Source organism: Nocardia sp. NPDC019219 (assembly GCF_040632645.1).
Classification (GTDB): domain Bacteria; phylum Actinomycetota; class Actinomycetes; order Mycobacteriales; family Mycobacteriaceae; genus Nocardia; species Nocardia sputorum.
Window position 1 is genome coordinate 85865 of record NZ_JBEYCG010000001.1, and the last position, 21505, is coordinate 107369.

General features: G+C 69.7%; 19 protein-coding genes and 1 riboswitch. Of the genes, 9 read left to right on the top strand and 10 right to left on the bottom strand.

Annotated elements, in window-relative coordinates:
* The first annotated feature begins 7 nt into the window (after positions 1-7).
* On the top strand, positions 8-2854 hold the full coding sequence (locus ABZ552_RS00455) for a tetratricopeptide repeat protein (RefSeq protein ID WP_357435037.1): 2847 nt from the start codon (positions 8-10) through the stop codon (positions 2852-2854).
* Here the strand turns inward: ABZ552_RS00455 and ABZ552_RS00460 are convergent.
* Positions 2851-4062 (bottom strand): acetate kinase, encoded by a 1212-nt coding sequence (locus ABZ552_RS00460; protein ID WP_357435039.1) that lies wholly within the window; start codon positions 4060-4062, stop codon positions 2851-2853. The genes ABZ552_RS00455 and ABZ552_RS00460 overlap by 4 nt on opposite strands.
* A 91-nt stretch (positions 4063-4153) precedes the next feature.
* On the bottom strand, positions 4154-6226 hold the full coding sequence (pta, locus tag ABZ552_RS00465; protein ID WP_357435041.1) for a phosphate acetyltransferase: 2073 nt from the start codon (positions 6224-6226) through the stop codon (positions 4154-4156).
* A gap of 86 nt (positions 6227-6312) precedes the next feature.
* Between pta and ABZ552_RS00470 the strand changes: the two genes are divergently transcribed.
* Complete coding sequence (locus tag ABZ552_RS00470) at positions 6313-6819, top strand: nitroreductase/quinone reductase family protein (RefSeq protein WP_281876093.1); 507 nt, start codon at positions 6313-6315, stop codon at positions 6817-6819.
* A gap of 68 nt (positions 6820-6887) precedes the next feature.
* Here ABZ552_RS00470 and fgd read toward each other — a convergent pair whose 3' ends face one another.
* Positions 6888-7898: a glucose-6-phosphate dehydrogenase (coenzyme-F420) gene (fgd, locus tag ABZ552_RS00475; protein ID WP_281876095.1), complete on the bottom strand. Its 1011-nt coding sequence runs from the start codon at positions 7896-7898 to the stop codon at positions 6888-6890.
* Between the two features lie 204 nt (positions 7899-8102).
* On the opposite strand from fgd, the gene ABZ552_RS00480 reads away from it, so the two are divergent.
* Complete coding sequence (locus ABZ552_RS00480) at positions 8103-8903, top strand: HAD-IIA family hydrolase (protein ID WP_357435043.1); 801 nt, start codon at positions 8103-8105, stop codon at positions 8901-8903.
* A 264-nt stretch (positions 8904-9167) separates the two neighbouring features.
* On the opposite strand, the gene ABZ552_RS00485 is transcribed toward ABZ552_RS00480, so the two are convergent.
* Together ABZ552_RS00485 and ABZ552_RS00490 are read right to left on the bottom strand one after the other, a co-directional pair.
* Positions 9168-9617 carry a MarR family transcriptional regulator gene (locus ABZ552_RS00485; RefSeq protein WP_357435044.1) on the bottom strand — a complete coding sequence of 150 codons (450 nt, stop codon included), beginning with the start codon at positions 9615-9617 and terminating at the stop codon, positions 9168-9170.
* 51 nt (positions 9618-9668) lie between these two features.
* A complete protein-coding gene (locus tag ABZ552_RS00490) occupies positions 9669-10292 on the bottom strand; it encodes a type 1 glutamine amidotransferase family protein (protein WP_281881188.1) in 624 nt (207 codons plus the stop codon).
* Between the two features lie 91 nt (positions 10293-10383).
* Here ABZ552_RS00490 and ABZ552_RS00495 point away from each other — a divergent pair, with 91 nt between their 5' ends.
* A complete protein-coding gene (locus ABZ552_RS00495; RefSeq protein WP_357435046.1) occupies positions 10384-10836 on the top strand; it encodes an RpiB/LacA/LacB family sugar-phosphate isomerase in 453 nt (150 codons plus the stop codon).
* A 93-nt stretch (positions 10837-10929) separates the two neighbouring features.
* Positions 10930-12462 carry a protein kinase gene (locus ABZ552_RS00500; RefSeq protein ID WP_357435048.1) on the top strand — a complete coding sequence of 511 codons (1533 nt, stop codon included), beginning with the start codon at positions 10930-10932 and terminating at the stop codon, positions 12460-12462.
* 20 nt (positions 12463-12482) lie between these two features.
* On the opposite strand, the gene ABZ552_RS00505 is transcribed toward ABZ552_RS00500, so the two are convergent.
* From ABZ552_RS00505 to ABZ552_RS00515, 3 genes are all read right to left on the bottom strand, one after another.
* Positions 12483-13697, bottom strand: a complete 1215-nt coding sequence (locus ABZ552_RS00505) for an O-succinylhomoserine sulfhydrylase (RefSeq protein WP_357435050.1) — start codon at positions 13695-13697, stop codon at positions 12483-12485.
* On the bottom strand, positions 13694-14110 hold the full coding sequence (locus ABZ552_RS00510) for a rhodanese-like domain-containing protein (RefSeq protein ID WP_357435052.1): 417 nt from the start codon (positions 14108-14110) through the stop codon (positions 13694-13696). Before ABZ552_RS00510 ends, ABZ552_RS00505 begins: the two co-directional genes overlap by 4 nt.
* A gap of 14 nt (positions 14111-14124) precedes the next feature.
* Positions 14125-14241, bottom strand: a riboswitch (SAM riboswitch).
* 63 nt (positions 14242-14304) lie between these two features.
* Positions 14305-14745: a hypothetical protein gene (locus ABZ552_RS00515; protein WP_281916378.1), complete on the bottom strand. Its 441-nt coding sequence runs from the start codon at positions 14743-14745 to the stop codon at positions 14305-14307.
* A 378-nt stretch (positions 14746-15123) separates the two neighbouring features.
* On the opposite strand from ABZ552_RS00515, the gene ABZ552_RS00520 reads away from it, so the two are divergent.
* Positions 15124-16509, top strand: coding sequence for an FAD-dependent oxidoreductase (locus ABZ552_RS00520; RefSeq protein WP_281876102.1), 1386 nt, complete (start codon positions 15124-15126; stop codon positions 16507-16509).
* Positions 16510-16593: 84 nt separating this feature from the next.
* Positions 16594-17469 (top strand): amidohydrolase family protein, encoded by an 876-nt coding sequence (locus ABZ552_RS00525; RefSeq protein WP_281876103.1) that lies wholly within the window; start codon positions 16594-16596, stop codon positions 17467-17469.
* A gap of 3 nt (positions 17470-17472) precedes the next feature.
* On the opposite strand, the gene ABZ552_RS00530 is transcribed toward ABZ552_RS00525, so the two are convergent.
* Complete coding sequence (locus ABZ552_RS00530) at positions 17473-17970, bottom strand: DUF456 domain-containing protein (RefSeq protein WP_281876104.1); 498 nt, start codon at positions 17968-17970, stop codon at positions 17473-17475.
* A gap of 146 nt (positions 17971-18116) precedes the next feature.
* Here ABZ552_RS00530 and ABZ552_RS00535 point away from each other — a divergent pair, with 146 nt between their 5' ends.
* Entirely contained in the window at positions 18117-19214 is a 1098-nt protein-coding gene (locus ABZ552_RS00535) for a CaiB/BaiF CoA-transferase family protein (protein ID WP_281876105.1), read from the top strand.
* Positions 19215-19580: 366 nt separating this feature from the next.
* Here ABZ552_RS00535 and ABZ552_RS00540 read toward each other — a convergent pair whose 3' ends face one another.
* The gene (locus tag ABZ552_RS00540; RefSeq protein ID WP_281916377.1) at positions 19581-21086 is read right to left on the bottom strand and encodes a PLP-dependent aminotransferase family protein; all 1506 of its coding nucleotides are present in this window, start codon (positions 21084-21086) and stop codon (positions 19581-19583) included.
* Between the two features lie 63 nt (positions 21087-21149).
* Here ABZ552_RS00540 and ABZ552_RS00545 point away from each other — a divergent pair, with 63 nt between their 5' ends.
* Positions 21150-21488 carry a hypothetical protein gene (locus ABZ552_RS00545; RefSeq protein ID WP_357435055.1) on the top strand — a complete coding sequence of 113 codons (339 nt, stop codon included), beginning with the start codon at positions 21150-21152 and terminating at the stop codon, positions 21486-21488.
* The last annotated feature ends 17 nt before the right edge of the window (positions 21489-21505 follow it).

Genomic DNA, 21505 nt, shown 5'->3' on the forward strand with positions numbered 1-21505 from the left:
CCGGCCGATGAGCACACGGCCCGCCCCCGAGCCCGACCCGGACGAAACCGCCCCGGGACGGCCCGGCCCGGCCGAGGTGTTCGAGGGCGGATGCACCGGATCGGCCGCGCGTCGCCCGGGCGCGAAACCGCCGCGCGCTGATCACGCGGGGGCACAGCACGCGGACGGTCACTCTCCAGCAGCAGGGCGACGGTCGAGCTCGATCAATCCGGAATCGGCGGCCGCCGAGGGCCTTCAACACACGGCACTTACGTCGGCCGACCGTACGGCTCCCTCGCTCGGCACGGTCGCCTGGGACCGCGCCGAGGACACGGACCCGCCGGATGCGGCGCGGGAGCCACGGGGCGCTCGCGACACCGCGCCCCCGATCTCCGGCGAAGCACCGAGCGGCACCGGCGACGAACAGCTCACCGCACCGCCGACCGGCACCCCGGTCGCCGGGCCAGAAGCGTCGTCCGTGGAATCGGCACAGACGGCGGACGAGCCGGACTCGGACGCCACCCGCATGCAGGTCAACCGACCGGGCACACCATCGAGCACGATCGCATGGACGCGCGGCTCCGGACCGGAGAAGCCACCGCCGCCCGCGGCGCACGAAGTCCCCGGCACGGAAAAGGCGCGCGAGCAGCCGAGCACCGCTGCGGCGGGACACGACGAAACGCGCCGCAGCCCCTCGGAACCCACGTCGTCACCCACGTCGTCCCCGCAGCGCACCTCCGGACGCAGCGTGCGCACGGCGCGAACCCGCCCCGCGGTACGACGGCTCGGCGCGGGACTCGTGCCGATCCCCACGGTGACGCCGGCGGATCCCCGCGACGCCGTGCTCGCCGACGCCGTGGTCTCCGAGGGCAGGCGATTCTGCTGGCGCTGCGGCAAACCGGTCGGCCGGGCGACGGCGACCCGGCCCCCGACCACGGCGGGCACCTGCGCGACTTGCGAGGCGTCGTTCGACTTCCGGCCCACGCTGCACGCGGGCGACATGGTGGCGGGGCAGTACGAGATCCAGGGGTGCATCGCCCACGGCGGACTCGGCTGGATCTACCTGGCGATCGACCGCAATGTCAGCGACCGCTGGGTGGTGCTCAAGGGCCTGCTGCACGCCGGTGACGGCGAAGCGCAGGCGGTGGCCATGGCCGAACGCCAATTCCTGGCCGAGGTGGCGCATCCCAGCATCGTCAAGATCTACAACTTCGTCGAGCACACCGGTGCGGACGGCACACCCGTCGGCTACATCGTCATGGAGTACGTGGGCGGCCGTTCGCTGCGCGACATCCTCGACTCCTACGAACGCCCCAAGCGCATGCCGGTCACCGAGGCGATCGCCTACCTGCTGGAGATTTTGCCCGCGCTGGACTACCTGCACTCGACCGGTTTGACCTACAACGACCTCAAACCCGACAACATCATGGTCACCGAGGACCAGGTGAAGCTGATCGATCTCGGCGCCGTCGCCACCATCGACGCATACGGAAACCTGTACGGCACGAGGGGATTCCAGGCGCCGGAGATCGCGCGCACCGGCCCGACCGTCGCCTCCGACATCTACACCGTCGGGCGCACGCTGGCCGTGCTCACCCTGCACCTGCCCTCGGAGCACGGACGCTATCTCGACGGGCTCCCCGCTCCTGCCGACGAGCCGGTGCTGGCGCGCTACGAGTCCTTCCATCGTCTGCTGCTGTGCGCCACCGACCTGGACCCGCGCCGCCGCTTCCCCTCCGCGCGTGCGATGTCCGCACAGATGTCGGGCGTTCTGCGGGAGATCCTCGCGCTGGAGACCGGCACCGAGCATCCCCAGCTGTCCACCGTCTTCACGCCGCCGCGAGCCAGTTTCGGCACCGAGGAGCTGATCAGCCAGACCGACGCCTACACCGACGGCCGCCCCCGCAGCAGCCTGCTGGACGCGCTCGAGGTGGTGGCGGGACTGCCGATCCCGCTGCTCGATCCGGCCGATCCGTCGGCCCCGTTGCTCTCGGCCGCGGTGCATCCCGAGCCGTCCCACGCGCTGGAGGCGCTGCGCGACGCACGCGAGCGAGCCGACGCCGATCCCGGCAACGCCCCGGCGACGCTCGATCTGGAACTCGCCCTCGCCGAGGCGCGCGTGCGGCTCGATCTGCGGGAATCGGCCACGGTGCTGGATCTGCTCGCGCGTCTGCCGGAAGGGGAGTGGCGGGTGAGCTGGTATCGCGGCATGGCCGAACTGCTCGACCGGGAGTACGAGCGCGCCTTCTCGAACTTCGACGAGGTATTCCGCGTGCTCCCCGGCGAGCTCGCCCCGCAGCTCGCGCTGGCCGCCACCGCCGAACTCGTGCTCCAGCACTGGGATTCGCCGGACCCGGAGCAATGGCGCGCCTACGCCGAGAAGGCCTACGAGACGGTCTGGCGCACCGACCGCACCGTGGTGAGCGCCGCCTTCGGGCTGGCCAGGCAGTTGGCCGCGGACGACCGGGCGGCGGAGGCCGTACAGGCGCTGGACGCCGTGCCCGCGTCGTCCCGGCATTTCACCACCGCGCGGATGACCGCCGTGCTGTTCCTGCTCACGGCGGCGCCGGTAGCCGACCTCGACGAAGCCACCCTGCACATCTCGGCATCGCGGGTGTCGAGTCTGCCCGCGAGCGAGAGCCGCGCGATGCAGATGCGGGTGCTGGTGCTCGGCGCGGCCTTGGCGTGGCTCCAGTCGGGCAACAGGCCGAAGCGTCCCGATGCCACGCTGTTCGGCGCGCCTTTCACCGAGCGCGAACTGCGGGCGGGCACCGAGGCGGGGCTGCGCTCCCTGGCGCGCGGCGCACCCGATCGCAAGCACCGCTACGCGCTCGTCGACCTGGCCAACATGATCCGCGCGAAGACCTGGATCTAGCCGAGCCGCTCGACCACTTGCCGGGCGGCACGCGCGATGGCCAGTTCCTCGTTGGTGGGCACCACGAGCACCGCGACCGGCGCGCCGGGCGGCGAAATGCGCCGCGCGGCACGGTTTCGCGCGGTGTTGGCCGCGGGATCGACTTCGATGCCGAAGCCGGTGAGGCCGGCCAGCGCGTCCGCGCGCACCTGCGGGCTGTTCTCGCCGACTCCGGCGGTGAAGGTGATCGCGTCGACCCCGCCGAGTTCGATCAGGTAGGCCCCCAGATAGCGCCGTAGCCGATGGATGTACACGTCGTAGGCCAGCCGCGCGGCCTCGTCCCCGCTGTCGATGAGACGCCGCAGTTCGCGGAAATCGTTCACGCCGGACAGACCCTTGATGCCGGAATCGCGATTGAGCAGAACGTCGATCTGGGCGATGTCCAAGTGCGCGGACCGGGCCAGATGCGCGACGATGCCGGGGTCGAGATCACCGGACCTGGTGCCCATCACCAAGCCTTCCAGCGGGGTGAGCCCCATGCTGGTGTCGACCGGCTGCCCGCCGCGGATGGCCGAGGCCGACGCGCCGTTGCCCAGATGGAAGACGATCTGGTTCAGCTCGCCCGGGTCGCGCCCGAGCAGTGCGGCCGCACAACCGGACACGTACTCGTGCGACGTGCCGTGGAAGCCGTACTTCCGGATGCCGTGCGCGGCGGCCACCTTGGCGTCGATGGCGTAGGTCTTCGCGGCGGCGGGCAGGCCGTGGAAAAACGCCGTGTCGAACACGGCGACCTGCGGCACGCCCGGCAACAGCACACGCGCGCTCTCGATCCCGGCGACGTTGGCCGGATTGTGCAGCGGCGCCAGCGCAGCGAGGTCGGAGATCGCGGCGACCACGTCGTCATCGATCAGCGTGGGCCGGTAGAACACCTCGCCGCCGTGCACCACTCGGTGCCCGACCGCGCGCACGCCCTCGCGCACCAGGTCGTGGCCCGTCGCGGCGAACGTGTCGAAGACCAGCCGCAGCCCGGCGGCGTGGTCGGCGATCGGCTCCCTGCGCTCGGTGGTCTCGCCGTCGGCGCGATGCTCGAGTCCGCCCTCGTCCTCGCCGATCCGCTCCACCATGCCGGAGGCCGCGACCACGCTCGAATCCGGATCCAGGAGCTGGTATTTGATCGACGAGGAACCGGAGTTGATCACCAGCACCATGCCCTCGGCCGTCTCGCTCATCGCGCCTCCTGTATCCCGTGGGCCCGCCGCACTCGCTCGGCAACCACGATCACGACGCGCTTGTTCCGCGCCGCGGCGGTGGGCGCGCGCATCAGCTCTCCTGCGCCTGGATGGCGGTGATCGCCACGGTGTTGACGATGTCGGCCACCAGCGCACCCCGCGACAGGTCGTTGACCGGCTTGCGCAGGCCCTGCAGCACCGGGCCGATCGCGATCGCGCCCGCGCTGCGCTGCACCGCCTTATAGGTGTTGTTGCCGGTATTGAGATCGGGAAACACGAACACCGTCGCGCGGCCCGCCACCTCGGAATCGGGCAGCTTGGCGTCGGCGACGGTCGGTTCGATCGCGGCGTCGTATTGGATCGGCCCCTCCACCGGCAATTCCGGCGCGCGTTCCCGCGCCAGCTTGGTCGCCACCCGCACTTTGTCCACGTCGGCCCCGCTGCCCGATTCACCGGTCGAATACGACAGCATCGCCACGCGGGGCTCGATGCCGAAGCGGCCGGCGGTCGCCGCCGAGGAGATCGCGATATCGGCCAGCTGTTGCGCCGTCGGATCCGGCACGACCGCGCAGTCGCCGTACGCGAGCACCCGGTCGGCCAAGCACATCAGGAACACGCTGGAGACCGTGGACACCCCTTCCACCGTCTTGATGATCTCCAGCGACGGCCGGATGGTGTGCGCCGTGGTGTGCGCCGCGCCGGAGACCATGCCGTCGGCGATCCCCTTGTACACCATCATGGTGCCGAAATACGAGATGTCCGCGACGGTCTCGCGGGCCCGCTCCAGCGTCATGCCCTTGTGTTTGCGCAGCTCGGCGTACTCGGCGGCGAACTCGTCCAGGTAGCCGGAGGTGCGTGGGTCGAGCACCTGCGCGGCGGAGACGTCCACCCCGAGTTCGGCGGCCCTGGCTCGCACCGTCGTCTCGTCGCCCAGGATGACCAGGTCGGCGATCTTGCGCTGTAGCACCCGTCCCGCCGCGCGCAAGATGCGGTCGTCGTCGCCTTCCGGCAGCACGATCCGCTTGCGATCGGCTCGCGCGCGTTCGATGAGCTGATATTCGAACATCTGCGGCGTGACCACCGGGCTGGGCGGAACGTCGATGCGCCGCAACAACTCGACGGCGTCCACGTGTTCTTCCATCAGCGCCAAGGCGGTGTCCACCTTGCGCGGGTTGCCCGCGGACATGCGGCCGCGGGTGCGGTAAGCGGCGCCCGCGGTGTCGTAGGTGCCGAGCTCGGTGGTGAGGATCGGCAGCTTCGGCTTCAAGCCGGTCATCAGCCGGGCCACCGCGGGGTGCGGCAGCAGGCCGCCGTTCATGATGATGCCCGACAGCGACGGAAAGCCCTCCGCCTCGTGCGCATTGACGACGCTGAGCAGCACGTCCGACCGATCGCCCGGCGCGATCACCACGACGCCCTCTTCCAGCCGTTCCAGGATGTGCTCGGCCGTCATGCCGCCGACCATGATCCGCAACGCCTCGCGGTGCAGCAATTCCGGGTCGCCGCTGTACATTTCGCCGCCGATGGCGGCGCACAGCTCGGCCATGGTGGGCGCGATCAGCAGTGGCACCTCGGGCAGCGTCCAGGAGGGGACCTCGAAGCCGCGCAGCGCCGCCGCGACCTCGTCCAGCCGCCGCGGATCGCACCGATTGGCGACGATGGCGACCAGCTGCGCGTGCTCGTGGGCCAGCTCGGCCGCGCACAGCTCGGTCAGCTGCTCCACCTCCTCCGGGGTGCGTCCCGCGCCGCGGACCACCAGCAGCACCGGTGCGCCCAGGTTGACCGCGATCCTGGCGTTGAAGCGCAGCTCGCTGGGGCTGGCCACGTCGGTGTAGTCGCTGCCGACCACGACCACCGCGTCACACAGCTTGGCGACCTCGTGGAAGCGCAGGACTATCTCGCTGATGGCCGCGTCCGGGTCGGCGTGCACCTGCTCGTAGGTGGTGCCGATGGCCTGCGCGTAGTCGATGTCGGCCGTGCTGTGCTCGAGCAGCAGTTCGAGGATGTAGTCGGGCTCGGTGGTCGAGCGCGTGATCGGCCGGAACACCCCGACCCGCGCGGTCGTCGCGCACAGCATCTGCAATACCCCGAGAGCCACCGTCGACTTGCCGGTGTCGCCCTCGGGAGAGGCGATGTACACGGCGGATAGAGCGTTGTCGGCCATGCCCGAGAGCTTAGTGAACCAGCGGCAACCGGGCCGCTCCGCGCGACGGTCGTCACCCCGGTTCCCCGCGCCGCTATAGTCCGGGCATGGCTGAGCATTTTCCGGATCGGCAGTGGGGTTCGCGCACCAATCTGTTCGCCCGCGCGGCAAGCAGATTCGCCGCGACCAAGCCCGGCTCCCGGCTCGTCCGCGCCCTCACCCCGCTGGACCGCGCGGTACTGGAGCGCACCGGCGCCAAGTACACCGTGCTCGGCCCGATCGGCGCGCCGGTCGTCCTGCTCACCACCATCGGCCGCAAATCCGGCCGACCGCGCACCCAGCCGCTGCTGTACGTGCACGACGGCGACACCCTCTACGTGATCGGCAGCAATTTCGGCCAGGCGCACCACCCCGCCTGGACCGCCAACCTCCTGGCGAACCCCACCGCGACGGTGGCGATCGCGGGCGAACGCATCCAGGTGACCGCCACCCCCATCCAAGACCCCGACAAAGACGCCATCTTCCAACGCTTCGTCGACATCACCGGCGCCTACGCCGCCTACCGCACCCGCACCACCCGCGACCTCCGCATCTTCGCCCTCCGCCGGGCATAGCCGCACGAGTGGCACACCACTGCGGCATCGGCCGAGAAGACCTCGTCGTGGTGTGCCACTCGTGAAGGTCAGGCCAGGGCGCGGAGGCGGGGGGCGAGGTCGCGCTGGAAGAGGTCGAGGAAACGGCGCTGGTCGTGGCCGGGGGCGTGGAACACGAGGTGGTTGAGACCGGCGTCGAGGTAGGGCTTGATCTGCTCGACCGCCTGGTCGGGGTCGCCCGCGACGATCCAGCGCTTGGCGATCTGTTCGATGGGCAGCGCGTCGGCGGCGGCCTCCATCTCGATCGGGTCGGTGATGCTGTGCTTCTGCTCCGCGGTGAGCGAGAGCGGCGCCCAGAACCGGGTGTTCTCCCTGGCCAGCTCCGGATCGGTGTCGTAGGACAGCTTGATCTCGATCATCCGGTCGATGGTGTCGACGCTGCGCCCGGCCTTCGCCGCGCCCTCGGCGACGGCGGGCAGCAACTTCTCGGTGTAGAGGTCCATGCCCTTGCCCGAGGTGCAGATGAAGCCGTCGCCCGCGCGTCCGGCGTACCGCGCGACCAGCGGGCCGCCCGCGGCGATGTAGATCGGGATGCCGCCCTTGGGCACGTCGTAGATGGAGGCGCCGACGGTCTTGTAGTACTCGCCGTCGTAGTCGACGCGGTCGCCGGTCCACAGGGCGCGCATCAGGTCGACCGATTCCCGCAGGCGCGCGAAACGCTCCTTGAATTCCGGCCACTCGCCGGTGTATCCGGTGGCGATCTCGTTGAGCGCCTCACCGGTGCCGACACCGAGCATGACGCGATCCGGGTACAGGCAGCCCATGGTGGCGAACGCCTGCGCGATCACCGCGGGGTTGTAGCGGAATGTCGGGGTGAGCACCGAGGTGCCGAGCTGGATGCGCTGGGTTCGCTCGCCCACCGCGGCCATCCAGGCCAGCGAGAAGGGCGCGTGCCCGCCCTTGTGCCGCCAGGGCTGGAAATGGTCGCTCACGGTGGCGCTGTCCAAGCCGTGTTCTTCGGCCAGCACCGCGATCTCGACGAGTTCACGGGGGCCGAACTGCTCCGCCGATGCCTTGTATCCGAGCTTGAGTCCGCTCATCTGCCACGCTCCTCGCGTTTTGTTTCGCCGCCATCGCGATCCGTCCTCGACAGTAGTCAACCCTGCCGCCTCCGCGCCGACGGCATGACGCGGATGATCTTCCCAGCGAGAGAACGCCGCGCCGGGGGCGAAATGTTTCTGCGCCGGATGCCGCGACCGGTCGGCGGCGTTTCCGTGGCGCGGCGATAGCGGATAATGGCCCGCGTGACCGCAGACGACGAGCCGATCCTGTCCTACCTGACCGATATGGACGGCGTGCTGGTGCACGAGGACCACCTCATCCCGGGCGCCGACAAGTTCCTCGCCGAACTGCGCGCCAACGAGACGCCGTTCCTGGTGCTGACGAACAACTCGATCCGAACCCCGCGTGACCTGCAGGCACGACTGCGGCACACCGGGCTCGACATCCCGGAAGAAGCGATCTGGACCTCGGCCCTGGCCACCGCCACCTTCCTCAACGAACAGCGTCCGAACGGCACCGCCTACGTGGTGGGCGAATCCGGGCTCACCACCGCGCTGCACGAGATCGGCTACGTGCTGACCGACAGCGATCCGGACTACGTCGTCCTCGGCGAGACCCGCACGTACTCCTTCGAAGCGATCACCACCGCGATCCGGCTGGTGGAGCGCGGCGCCCGTTTCATCGCGACCAACCCGGACCCGACCGGGCCGTCCCGCGAGGGTTCGCTGCCCGCGACCGGCTCGGTGGCCGCGCTGATCACCCGTGCCACCGGACGCGACCCGTACTACGTCGGCAAGCCGAACCCGCTGATGATGCGCTCCGCGCTGCGCCGCATCGGCGCGCATTCCCAGTCGACGGTGATGATCGGCGACCGGATGGACACCGATGTCATCTCGGGCTTGGAAGCGGGCATGCGCACCATCTTGGTCACCTCGGGCATCTCGACCCGCGCGTCGTTCGAGGCCTACCCCTACCGCCCCACCATGGTGGTGGACTCCGTCGCCGACCTGATCGGGAAGACCAGGTCCCCGTTCACCGCATGAGCGGATCGTCCGGCTGACACGGCTATCGACGAGAGAAACGCACGCCGCCAACCACTGCTCGCGACGAGATCCGCCAGTTCGCCGCCTGGTTACCTACTACACCCCTCGGAAGTCGCCCAACGCAGCCGGACAGACGCCAATCCGCGGCAACCCTTGTCGAGCGGACGGCGAGCCGGGCTCGAACGGCCTTCCGTGCCCCCACCTGCTGCGCCACACGAACCGGCGATGTGCGCTGCCGCTGCACGCGATTCGCCGTTGCCGCGGCTAGTCGCCGTCCGTGGTGATCGCATCGACCGCGGCGGACAGCGCGGTGAGCGCCTCGACCGCGCGCGCGAGGTGCTCCCGGCCGAGCTCGTCCACGAGCCGTTCGGCCAGCACCTCGTGTTGTGGATTGATGCGGCGTACCGCGGCTAGGCCCGCGTCGGTAATCGCGACGAGTTTCGCGCGCCGGTGGGCGGGATTGGGACGGTATTCGGCGAGCCCCTTGTCCACCAGCAGATCCGCGATGCGCTGGACGCTCTGGCGGGTGATGCCCATCTCGCGGGCGATGCCCGCGACGGGCAGCGGCGCGCGCGTCACCGCACCCAGCACCTGCCACCAAGCGGCGGTCAGGCCCGCCGGGCGCGCCAGTTCCTCGGCCACCGCGAGGAACTGACCGTTCAAACGGAACGAGGTGATCGCCGCCGCGGCGAACAGTTCCTGTTCAGGGGTCATGCGTCCGCCTCCCGCTGCCGGTGATCCGGCCGGATCACCGGCGATTATCGCTTACGCGTGCTGCGCGTCGTACTCCGCGAGCACCGCCCAGCCGGCCGGATCGGCGTGCGCGAACAATCGGTACCAGCCGTCCAGCACGTGCGGCTCGTACACGCCGAGCCTGCCGAGCACCTCACGCGCGAATTCGAACGGCGCGCTCGCACTGGCGGTGATCACGTCGCCGTCGGTGACGGCAGGGGCCTCGACGTAATGGTCCGCACCCGAATATCCGCTGTAGGCGAGGAATTCCGCGACGTTGCTCGTGTGCTTGCGAGTATCCAGCAGACCCGCCTTGGCCAGCCCGAAGGTCGCGCCGCAGATCGCGGCGACCGGAACGCCCGCGCCGACGAATTCGCGCGCCTTGCGCGTGAACGGATCCAGTTCCGGCCCCTCCCAGGTCTCCGCGCCCGGCAGGATCAGCATCGCGCTGTCCGCGGGCGTGAGGTCGGCGAGCGCGACGTCCGGCACGATGCGCAGGCCACCCATCGTGGTGATCGGCTCCGCGGTCGGGCCGACCGTCCGCACCCGCCACGTTCCCGGCTCCCGATGCCAGCTGGGCTTGTTGATGTGCGCGGTGGCCGCGCCCACCTCCCAATCGGCGAGCGTGTCGTAAACGGCCATGTGCACTGTCTTCATTGCCATGACAGTATGCTGTCATATTTGACAGCATACTGTCAATGAACTCGCGGTCGGGCCGACTCGCCGGACCGGCAACTACGCTGAGGGCATGCGGATTTCGGTGGCGGCGGACGAGCGGGTGGGAATAGCCGCGGAACTGGTCGATGAACTGGGCAAGCGCGGCCACGACCTCGTGCTGCACGGGGCGCTGTCCACCGAGGAGCGCGACGACTGGGCGTGGGCCAGCGAGGCGGCGGCCCGCGACGTCGCGTCCGGACACGCCGACCAGGCCGTCGTCTGCTGCTGGACCGGAACGGGCGCCTCGATCGCGGCCAACAAGGTCGCCGGCGTCCGCGCCGCACTCTGCGCCGACGCCTCGACCGCGGCGGGCGCCCGCACCTGGAACGACGCGAACGTCCTCGCGCTGAGCCTGCGGTCGACCTCCAGCGCCGAACTCCGGGAGATCCTCGACGCCTGGTTCACCACCGACCCGAGTTCGTCCCCCGACGACCAGGCCAACATCGCCCATCTCGCCGACATCGAACGCACCCCCGATGCCTGACGCTCGGCCGGCACCCGGCGGCACCGCCGACCTCCGGTGAGCGACGGCCGCCCGCCCACACCCGCGTCACGACCCAGGCGATACGGTCGAGACATGTCCGCGCACAGCGCCGGTGGCACGTTCGGGAGCTATGACCTCCAACGCTTGCTGGGACGTGGCGGCATGGGTGAGGTGTGGTTGGCACACGACCGTGACGGCCGTGCCGTCGCCCTGAAGGTGCTGTCCGCGGCGTTCAGCGCCGATGCGCTCTATCGGCGACGGTTCGAGCGGGAGGCTCGGTTGGGCGCCCGGGCGCGCAACCCGCACATCGTGCCGATTCATGCGTTCGGCGAGGTGGACGGCCATCTGTTCTTGGAGATGGCCTACATCGAGGGCACCGACCTCGGCACCCGACTGAAGTCCGGGCCACTGCCGCCGGATCGGGCCGTCGACGTCATCGCCCAGGCCGCGGAGGCGCTGGATTCCGCGCATGCGGCCGGACTCGTGCACCGCGATGTGAAACCGGGCAACATACTTCTGCACCCCAGCGGTTTCGTGTATCTGATCGACTTCGGCATCGCCCGTGCCGCCGACGGCACCGCGCTCACCGCGACCGGACTGGTGGTGGGCACGCTGGGGTACATGGCGCCGGAACGATTCACCGGCACGGTCGATGCGCGGTCCGATGTCTACTCGCTGGCCTGCGTGCTCTACGAAACCCTCACCGGACAACCGCCCTATGGTGCGGGCGATCCCGCGCAGCAGATGCGCGCACACCTGATGACCGAACCGCCGCGCGTCTCCCCGGCCGTCAGCGGCGTACCGGCCGCGCTCGACGACGTCATCGCCCGGGGGATGGCGAAAGAGCCGGGCGCACGCTACGACAGCGCGGGTGAATTCGCCGCGGCGGCGTCGGCAGCCCTGAACCGGTCCGCGTCCGCGCGACCGAGCGCGCCGGTCGTGCGTTCCACGGCACCGGACAGCCGCTCGCCTACCCGGATCATGCCCGCCGCCACCTCGGCACCACCGACGCCCGGGTCCTGGTCACCCGCGTCAGCCGAGCCTCGCGATCGTCGGCGGAAGCGCCGATGGGTACCCGTTGCCGCCGGGGCGGCGCTCGTCGCCGTGGCGGTGCTGTGGCTGCTGGCAGGCGGCATCGACATCGGGCCCGCACCCATGGCCGGTCCGACGACGGGCGAAGCCACCACGTCGTCGGATCCGGTAGTGCCCTCGGCCGGCGGGCCGCCCGCCGACCCGGGCCCTGCCGTGCGCGACGGAAACTTCGCTTTCCGGGTGACCGGTGTGGTCTCCGACGCGGCTACCGCACCGGGTTCCCGCACGATCGTGACGCTGACCGTCACCAACGTGTCCGACCGCGAACAAACGCTGGTCCTCGCCGATCAACGATTGGTCACCACCAGCGGACGCTCCATCCCGCCCGACCCGGCGGGCACCGCCGGACTCGACCCGCCCGGCGACGACTTCGCGCGAATCGCTCCCGGCCGCGCAGGCACGATCCGGTTGGCCTTCGACCTGCCCGGCAAGAACAAGAACGACAAGAAGAACGACAAGAAAGACGAGGCGGCGAGCCACTTGGTCCTGCACGGCGCCCCGTCGTCGCCCGGCGTCACCGTGCCGCTCCGCTGAGCGATCGCGCGGCGGTCCGGTCAGGACAGGGCGTGATCGAGGTCGCCGAGGAGGTCTTCGACGTCTTCGAGGCCCACCGAGATGCGCACGACGCCGTCGGTCAGGCCGATGGTGGCCCGGCCTTCGGGGCCCATGGCGCGGTGTGTCGTGGTGGCGGGATGCGTGATCAGGGACTTGGCGTCACCGAGGTTGTTGGAGATGTCGATGATGCGCAACCGGTTGAGCACTTCGAACGCACGCTTCTTCGCCTGGTCTTCGGGCGCGTTCAGTTCGAAGGTGACCACGGTGCCGCCCCCGCTCATCTGGCCGGTGGCCAGCGCGTGCTGCGGATGTGATTCCAGGAACGGGTAGCGCACCCAGCTGACGGCCGGGTTGCTCTCCAGGAAGCGGGCGATGCGCAAGGCGGACTCGGTCGAATGGCGGACCCGCAGCGGCATCGTCTCCAGGCCCTTGAGCAGCGTCCACGCGTTGAACGGGCTCAGTGCCGGACCGGTGTGGCGCATCAGTGTTTTCACCGGGCCGTCGATGTAGTCCGCGGCGCCGAGGATCGCGCCGCCGAGCACGCGGCCCTGTCCGTCGATGTGCTTGGTGCCCGAGTAGACCACCACATCGGCGCCGAGCTCGAAGCCGCGTTGCAGCAGCGGAGTGGCGAACACGTTGTCCAACACGACTTTCGCGCCCGCCGCGTGCGCCAGCTCGGTCACCCGGCGCACGTCGACCAAGGTCTGCATCGGATTGGCCGGCGTCTCGAAGAACACCGCCTGGGTGGGCACCGACAGCGCCTGTTCCCACTGGTCGAGGTCCTCGCCGTCGACGAAGACGGTCTCCACGCCCCAGCGCGGCAGGATCTCGTTGCACACCACGAAGCACGAACCGAACAGGCTGCGCGCGGCGACGAGCCGGTCGCCCGCGCCCAGCAACGCGCCCAGCGCGGTGAACACCGCGGACATGCCGCTGGCGGTGGCGAAGCACGCCTCGGCGCCGTCGAGCAGGCGCATCCGCTCCTCGAACATGGCAACCGTCGGGTTGCCGTAGCGGGAGTAGACGAAGTGTTCGACCTCGCCGGTGAACGCCGCCTCGGCGGCCTCGGCGCTCTCGTAGACGAAGCCGGAGGTCAGATAGAGCGCCTCGGCGGTCTCCTCGAAGCCGGAGCGCCGCAGCCCGCCGCGCACGCCCAGCGTCGCCGGACCGACGCCGTCGGGCAGCGGCTTGTCGAACGCGCCACCGGTGATCACGACTGCCGCCAGGGCAGTCCGAGGGTACGCCAGCCCGCGCCGCCGCGATGCCCGAACTCGTCGAGCGGACCCTCGAAGCCCTCGAGCACGTTGTAGGAGGTGCGGTAACCCGCCGAGGTGGCGGTGATCGCCGCGCCAACCGAACGCTGACCGGAGCGACAGAGGAAGACGACGGGAGCGTCGGGGTCGTGACCGTCGAGCGCCTGCTTCAACTGCTCGACGAACGCCTCGTTGCGCGCGCCGGTGGAGTCGACCCATTCGATCAGCACGGTCGGCCGGTCGATCGAGCTCGTGTCGGGGACGCCGACGAACTTCCATTCCGCTTCCGTCCGCACGTCCACCAGGACGGCTTCGGGATTGTCCCGCAGCAGCTCCCACGCCTGCTGCGGAGTGATGTCACCGGCATAACTCATGTGCACCTCCTGCGAATCCGCACTTGCCGCGCCCGGGACCGAGGCGCCGCCAGGTCGTCACCCGGAGCACCCCACCGCGGAGGAGGGTTGCCGACCAGCAATGCCGGGGCTTGACACTGGTTCTCATGACCTTCGACTGAGATTGCACCGACCCGGGTCACCCTGTCAAACGCCGGCCAGGACGGCGCGAAGGCTCAGGTGCAGACCAGCCACTTGTCGCCGGACCTGGTGAGATTCCAGGTCGACGTCGCCTCCCGGCCGCCCACCGTCGTGGTCACCGTCGCCTTCCCGCGGTCGCCGTCCACCATGGCGTTGTCGATTTTCGTGATCTCGACCGGCTTTCCGGTGCCGTCCTGGCCGGCCAGCGGCGAGCGGCTCGCGTCGAAACCCTGGCACGCGGTGCCGGGCGGCGGCACGACGTCGCTGCGGTTCGAACCGTCGACGAAGTTGCGGACGGCCGCCGCGATGCGCTCGGACTCTGTGACATTTTTCTCAGCGGGCGACAGCACACCGCCGAGCACGATCGCGATCAACACGATGGCCGCCACCACCGCGGCCGCCACGAACGGGACCACCGAGCGCTTGTCGGTCTGATCGACCCGGATGATCTCGTCCTCCGGCTGCTGTTCGGTCATGACTCGATGATCCCTGGTCGGCGCGGGTATCCAGCGCTCGGCCCCCGGCTGGAACCGCGGCGGACGGCATGCGGATCTCGTCGGCCGCGATAGGCCGCACCCGAGCGGGTAAGCGACGATTGTGGCTTTCGACGGCATTCGCCGAGTCCACGCACCGACGCGGGACGGCATCGACCATCCCGATAGAATCGCGGGACGGCGGCCTGCTGTCATAGCGAATCGGCAGCTCTTCGCCGCGGCGAACGGAGCACCGTGCAGCTACGAGCCGGCATCGCCGGCGTCCGCACCGGACGGGTGCGAGAGAGCCGGTGCGTCAACTTAGCCTAAGCTAAGCCTGACGTCCTTAATTGTTTCGACCATAAAGGTGCGCGTAAAGAGATGACCGAACAGAGTGCAGCCCGCCCGCTCCGCATCGCGATCGTGGGCGCCGGACCGGCCGGGATCTACGCCGCCGACGCGTTGATGAAGTCGGACGCCGAGGTGAGCATCGACCTGTTCGAGCGCATGCCCGCCCCGTTCGGGCTGATCCGCTACGGCGTCGCGCCCGACCACCCGCGCATCAAGGGCATCATCACCGCCCTGCACAAGGTGCTGGACAAGCCGCAGGTTCGCCTGCTCGGCAACATCGACTACGGCACCGACATCACCCTCGACGACCTGCGCGCGTTCTACGACGCGGTGATCTTCTCCACCGGCGCCAACGCCGACCGCGCACTGCCTATCCCCGGCATCGATCTGGACGGTTCCTTCGGCGCCGCCGACTTCGTCTCCTGGTACGACGGCCACCCCGACGTCCCCCGCACCTGGCCGCTGGACGCGGAGAAGGTCGCCGTGCTCGGCGTGGGCAACGTCGCCCTCGACGTCGCGCGCGTGCTTGCCAAGACCGGTGACGAACTGCTGCCGACGGAGATCCCGCCGAACGTCTACAAGGGCCTGAAGGCCAACAAGGCGGTCGAGGTCCACGTCTTCGGCCGTCGGGGCCCCGCGCAGGCCAAGTTCACCCCGCTGGAACTGCGCGAACTCGACCACTCGCCCACCATCGAGGTGATCGTCGATCCCGAGGACATCGACTACGACGAGGGCTCCGAGGCCGCGCGGCGCCATTCCAAGCAGGTCGACATGGTCGCCAACACCCTCGAGCAGTGGGCCATCCGCGACGTCGGCGACCGGCCGCACAAGCTGTTCCTGCACTTCTTCGAGTCTCCCGCCGAGGTGCTGGGCGAGAACGGCAAGGTCGTCGGCCTGCGCACCGAGCGCACCCAGCTCGACGGCACCGGCAACGTCAAGGGCACCGGCGTGTTCAAGGACTGGGACGTGCAGGCGGTGTACCGCGCCGTCGGTTACCTGTCGCAGAACCTGACCAACCTGCCGTTCGACGACCAGGCGGGCACCGTGCCGAACGAAGCGGGCCGCGTGCTCGCCGACGAGAACGCCGACGGCCCCGCGCGCTACCTGCCCGCCACGTACGTCACCGGCTGGATCAAGCGCGGCCCGGTCGGCCTGATCGGCCACACCAAGGGCGACGCCAACGAGACCATCGCCTGCCTGCTGGACGACGCTCCGAACTTCACCCCGGCCGAGCGGCCCGAGCCCGAGGCCGTCACCGAGTTCCTGGAGAGCAAGGGCATTCCGTTCACCACCTGGGCCGGCTGGTACCGCCTCGACGCGCACGAGCGTTCCCTCGGCGAACCCGAGGGCCGCGAGCGCGTCAAGGTCGTCGAGCGCGAGGACATGCTGCGCGCGAGCGAACCGCACAAGGTCTGATCACACCGCAGCGCCACACTCCGCTGCCATCGCCACACCCCCGCTGTGGCAGCGGAAAATTCGACCCTGAGGCATTCTGTACAAGTGTTCGATGCCCACCTGCACATCTTCGACCCGCGGTTTCCGCTGGCCGAGAACGAGGGCTACCTGCCCGACCCGTTCACCATCGCCGATTACCGCAAGCGCATGTCGCGGTACGACGTCGCCGGCGGCGCGGTGGTCAGCGGGTCGTTCCAGGGAACGGACCAGAGCTACCTGAAGGCCGCGCTCGCCGAGCTCGGTGAGGGCTGGGTCGGCGTCACCCGCCTCGACCTGGACGCCACCGACGAGGAGATCCTCGAACTCGACCGCATCGGCGTCCGCGCGCTGCGGTTCAACCTCAAGCGGGCGGCCACCGACATCACCGGGATGACGTTGCAGGCGCTGCGCGCGTACGACCTGGCAGGCTGGCACGTCGAGGTCTACATCGACGGCACGATGCTGGCCTCGCTGCAACCGGTCATCTCCAAGCTGCCCGCGCTGTCGGTCGACCATCTGGGCATGTCGGAGGAAGGGTTGCCGTTCCTGCTCGACCTCGTCGACCGCGGAGCCAAGGTCAAGGCGACCGGTTTCGGCCGGGTCGCGATGAACGTCGCCGACACGCTGCGCCGCATCCACGCGGTGAACCCCGAAGCCCTCATGTTCGGCACCGATCTGCCCGGTACCCGCGCCGGACGCCCGTTCCGGGACTCGGATGTCGATTTGCTCTGTGACGTGGTGGGCACCGACATGCACGCGGTCCTGGAGGACAACGCGCGCGCGTTCTACCGGCTGCCCGCCCGCGAGCGCGTCGTCCGCGACGATCCGGCCCCCACGCTGCCGCTGTACCGCCCGGAACCGCCGACGCTGCGGCTGCGCCGCGACGAATTGCCGGAAAGCCAGGCGGGCGACACGATTCCGTTTCCCGCCATCGATCGGTAGCGCTCAGACCGCGAAGACACCGGCGAGCCAGACGCCGGTGGCCAGCAACGCGCCGAAGAGTTCGATCAGCATGGACAGGCCGACGCCCTTCAACGCGTGCACCGTCGCCTGCCACGCCTGCCGGTTGGCGCGCAGCCGCTGGAATTCCGAAAGGTAGACGCCGAGAACGAACCCCAGGAACAGGCCGATCACCGGGATCACGAAGAAGCCGACGACGCCGAGCACCGCGCCGAGGAAGAGCGACCGATTCGACACCCCCGCGTCCTTCATCCTGCGGCCGGGCCAGGTGTATTTGACGACGCCGGAAATCACCAGTAGCAGCGCGCTGATCGCGAAAACCGTCCAGGCCGTGGCGCCTCCGGTCAGGAAAGCCCAGACGGCGATGGCCGCGAAGATCAGGATGACACCGGGCAGGATCGGCACCACGATCCCGACCAGGCCGACCAGGATCGCGAGACCGGCGAGAAGGTTGTACCACCCCTGATCAGACAGCGCTTCCACACGTGCAGCCTAGAGGCGGGCACCGGCCCGGGCGAGCCGTAACGGCGCGGCGTTATTGTCATACTGTCAATACACCCCTCCCGGTCCCGTCCGGGAGGACGCACCGGCCACCGGTGCGCTGGATCAACGACGAACCGAGGTAGGGCGTGAGTACTCCATCCACCGCCGAGCAGGGCCCGCTCGCGGGCATCAAGGTCATCGAGTTGGCCGGCATCGGCCCTGGCCCGCACGCCGCGCTGCTGCTCGCCGATCTGGGCGCCGACGTGGTGCGGGTGCAGCGCGCGGGCCAGTTGCCGGGTGGTTTCGACCGCCCCCAACTGCGCGGCCGGACCATCGTCGAGGCCAACCTCAAGGACCCCGCCGACATCGAGAAGGTGCTGGGCCTGATCGAGAAGGCCGACGTGCTGATCGAAGGCTTCCGCCCCGGTGTCACCGAGCGCATGGGTCTCGGTCCGGACGACGCGCTCGCCCGCAACCCGCGACTGGTCTACGGACGGATGACCGGCTGGGGCCAGGAAGGGCCGCTGGCCGACCGCGCCGGCCACGACATCAACTACATCTCCATCACCGGCGTGCTGCACGCCATCGGCCGCAAGGGCGAACGCCCGGTTCCGCCGCTGAACATGGTGGGCGATTTCGGTGGCGGCTCGATGTTCCTGGTGTTCGGCATCCTCGCCGCGCTGGTCGAACGGCAGCAGTCCGGCAAAGGCCAGGTGATCGACGCGGCCATGGTCGATGGCGCGCTTGCCCTTTCGCACATGATCTGGGGCATGCGCGGCGCGGGCGCGTGGTCCGACGAGCGCGGCGTGAACCTGCTCGACACCGGCATGGCGTTCTACGACACCTACGAAACCTCCGACGGCAAGTACATGGCGGTCGGCGCGATCGAACCGCAGTTCTACGCGCAATTGCTCGCCGGACTGGAGATCGACCCCGAGGGCCTGCCCTTCCAGCTCGACCCCGCCGGGCAGGAAACCCTGAAAAAGCTTTTCGCCGAACGTTTCCGGACCAAGACGCGGGACGAATGGGCCGAGATCTTCGTCGGCACCGACGCGTGCGTCTCCCCGGTGCTCACGTTCGACGAGGCCACGCGCAACGAGCACATCGCGGCTCGCGGTTCGTTGCTGAAGCTGGAGGACATCACCCAGCACGCCCCCGCACCGCGATTCTCCCGGACTCCGAACGGGATTCCGACCCCGCCGCCCACCACCGCGACCCCGATCGAGTCGGTCTGGGCCGACTGAGCGCCTGCGGGGTGGCGCACCCGCCGCGGCACCCCGCCACTCGATCGATACCTTGCCGCGCTCGATAATTGAAAGTTGCAACAGACCAACCGGTTCGACAGTGTCGCACCGGGCCTGCCATACTGTCCGCGAGCAGGCGGCTTTCGAGAATCGCGGATGCACCCGGACATCGTCCGGTCCGCTCCTTGACCGCCGCTCTAGGTGGAGGCCTCGGCGCCGTGCGAGCTTTCGTCCGCCGCCCGAACACGAGGTGGGCCAGTCCCGAGGGGTGACCGGCCATTCGTGCCCGGCGGCGCTCGGAGGGGAGTGCCGCCGGCGGAGGCTCTCCCCAACGTCACAACGCCCCCGCGCGGCGGCGAGATCGCCTCAGTAGCAGGTCAACGGCGTCAACGGATCCGCGGCGCGGGGGGTAAGCGCCGCATAGGCGGACGCGATGGCCTTGACCGCCAAACGCAATTCGGGCTCCCGGTGGGTGAACGGCAGCCGGAGGAACCGCTCGAACGCGCCCTGCACGCCGAATCGAGGCCCGGCCGCGAGCAATACGCCGTGGTTGGGCGCCGTGGCGGCCAGCGCCGTGGAAACCGAGGTCGGCAGCTGCGCCCACACCGACATGCCGCCCGCGCCGACGGTGACGCGCCAGTCCGGCAGTTCTTCGGCGAGCGTGTCCAGCAGAGCGGCGCGCTGCGAACGCAACTGGTCCCGGCGGCGGTCGAGGATCGTCTCGGCGTGCTCGAGCAGGTGCACGGTGGCCAGCTGGTCCATCACCGGGGTGCCCAGGTCGACGGTGGAGCGGATGCCGAGCAGCTTGGTGATCAGCGCCTGATTGGTCCGAATCCAGCCGACGCGCAGACCGCCCCAGAACGATTTCGAGGCCGAGCCGATGGTGACGATCTCGGAGCCCTTGGCGAAGGCCGCGACCGGCGGCGGTGTGCGGTCCGCGTCGAGCCCGAGATCCGCCATGGATTCGTCGATCACGACGGTCATCCTGGTGTCCCGCGCGATGGCGGCCAGTTCGGCTCGGCCGTCGGCGTCGAGCAGCAGGCCGGTCGGGTTGTTGTAGTCCGGCACCAGGTAGGCCAAGCTCGCCGCGGTCTGCCGGGCGGCGCTGCGGATTCCGTCCAGATCCCAGCCGCCCGCCGGGTCCTCCGGGCGCAGCGGCACCGGCACCGGCCGGGCGCCGACGTCGCGAATCGCCTCGATGGCGTTCGGATAGGTCGGGTGGTCGATGAGCACGCGAGCGGCGGGCGCCGTGAGCACGTTCAGCAGCAGCCGCAGGCCGTGCTGGGCGCCGAGGGTGACGAGGATCTGATCGGGCTCGGTCGGCAGCCCGCGCGCGGTGTAGCGGCGGGCGATCGCCTCGCGCAGCGCCAGCACGCCGACCGGGTCCATGCCGTGCGTGCCGAGGTAGGCCGGAATTCCCTCCAGGGCCGCCGAATACGCGTCCTGCATCTCCAGTGGGGCGGCCATGGCGGCATAGGTCATGTCGATGGTGGGCAGCTCCGGCGAGCCCATCATCGCCAGGATGCTCCTGGCCGGTTTGACGCCGTCGTGCTGCACGTCGCGGGGCAGGGCCACCGTGCTGCGCGATCCCTGGCGGCTGATCAGGTAGCCGTGCTCGCGCAGCAGCGCGTAGGTGGAGGTGATGGTGGTGCGGCTGACTCCGAGGGTGGCGGCGAGATCACGCTCGCTGGGCAAGGCGACGCCCAGCGGTGCGCGACCGTCGTGAATCAGCAGCCGGATGCCCTCGGCGAGCGCCAGGTATGCCGGGCGGGCGGAGCGCCGCCCCGCCGAATCCGGATCACCGTCGTGCGCGTGCCGCCAATGGCCCAGATCGCGGGCCAGACTGCCCGCGCCGATCACTCTTGTCGCCATGCGGTCCAGTATCGACCGATTGGATATTTCTTGGCAAGGCCAGTGACGCGCACGCTGGCAGACATGACCGCCCTCGCCACCTTGCTCCTGGTCGCCGTGTTCGGCTACCTGATCCACCGCTTCGCGCCCGGACGCGACGAGCGCGCCTTCCGTCTCGAACGCTTCCACCCGGGCACACCGATGTCCGACCAGACGCCGTCGTACTACGATCACCAGCGGCGATACTCGGATCTGGTCGCGATCCACAGCCGTGGCGACGTGCCGGACCCGGATTCGCACGGCAGCGCGAAGACCCAGGGAGCCAGGTCGGAGTCACTCGCGTACACGCACGGAAAACCGTTCCGGAAAGCCACGGCTCCCGAACCAGGCCAGTGTGGCGGCCGCCCGAATCCGGCCAGGTGACCTCTGGTGGTCCACCA

Coding starts and splice junctions, on each gene's coding strand:
- fgd (WP_281876095.1), bottom strand. CDS start 7,898: ATGAGCGGACTCAAGCTCGGATACAAGGCATCGGCGGAGCAGTTCGGC.
- ABZ552_RS00520 (WP_281876102.1), top strand. CDS start 15,124: ATGACCGAACAGAGTGCAGCCCGCCCGCTCCGCATCGCGATCGTGGGC.
- pta (WP_357435041.1), bottom strand. CDS start 6,226: ATGGCCGACAACGCTCTATCCGCCGTGTACATCGCCTCTCCCGAGGGC.
- ABZ552_RS00540 (WP_281916377.1), bottom strand. CDS start 21,086: ATGGCGACAAGAGTGATCGGCGCGGGCAGTCTGGCCCGCGATCTGGGC.
- ABZ552_RS00510 (WP_357435052.1), bottom strand. CDS start 14,110: ATGAGTTATGCCGGTGACATCACTCCGCAGCAGGCGTGGGAGCTGCTG.
- ABZ552_RS00490 (WP_281881188.1), bottom strand. CDS start 10,292: ATGAAGACAGTGCACATGGCCGTTTACGACACGCTCGCCGATTGGGAG.
- ABZ552_RS00470 (WP_281876093.1), top strand. CDS start 6,313: ATGGCTGAGCATTTTCCGGATCGGCAGTGGGGTTCGCGCACCAATCTG.
- ABZ552_RS00495 (WP_357435046.1), top strand. CDS start 10,384: ATGCGGATTTCGGTGGCGGCGGACGAGCGGGTGGGAATAGCCGCGGAA.
- ABZ552_RS00515 (WP_281916378.1), bottom strand. CDS start 14,745: ATGACCGAACAGCAGCCGGAGGACGAGATCATCCGGGTCGATCAGACC.
- ABZ552_RS00485 (WP_357435044.1), bottom strand. CDS start 9,617: ATGACCCCTGAACAGGAACTGTTCGCCGCGGCGGCGATCACCTCGTTC.
- ABZ552_RS00500 (WP_357435048.1), top strand. CDS start 10,930: ATGTCCGCGCACAGCGCCGGTGGCACGTTCGGGAGCTATGACCTCCAA.
- ABZ552_RS00545 (WP_357435055.1), top strand. CDS start 21,150: ATGACCGCCCTCGCCACCTTGCTCCTGGTCGCCGTGTTCGGCTACCTG.
- ABZ552_RS00455 (WP_357435037.1), top strand. CDS start 8: ATGAGCACACGGCCCGCCCCCGAGCCCGACCCGGACGAAACCGCCCCG.
- ABZ552_RS00460 (WP_357435039.1), bottom strand. CDS start 4,062: ATGAGCGAGACGGCCGAGGGCATGGTGCTGGTGATCAACTCCGGTTCC.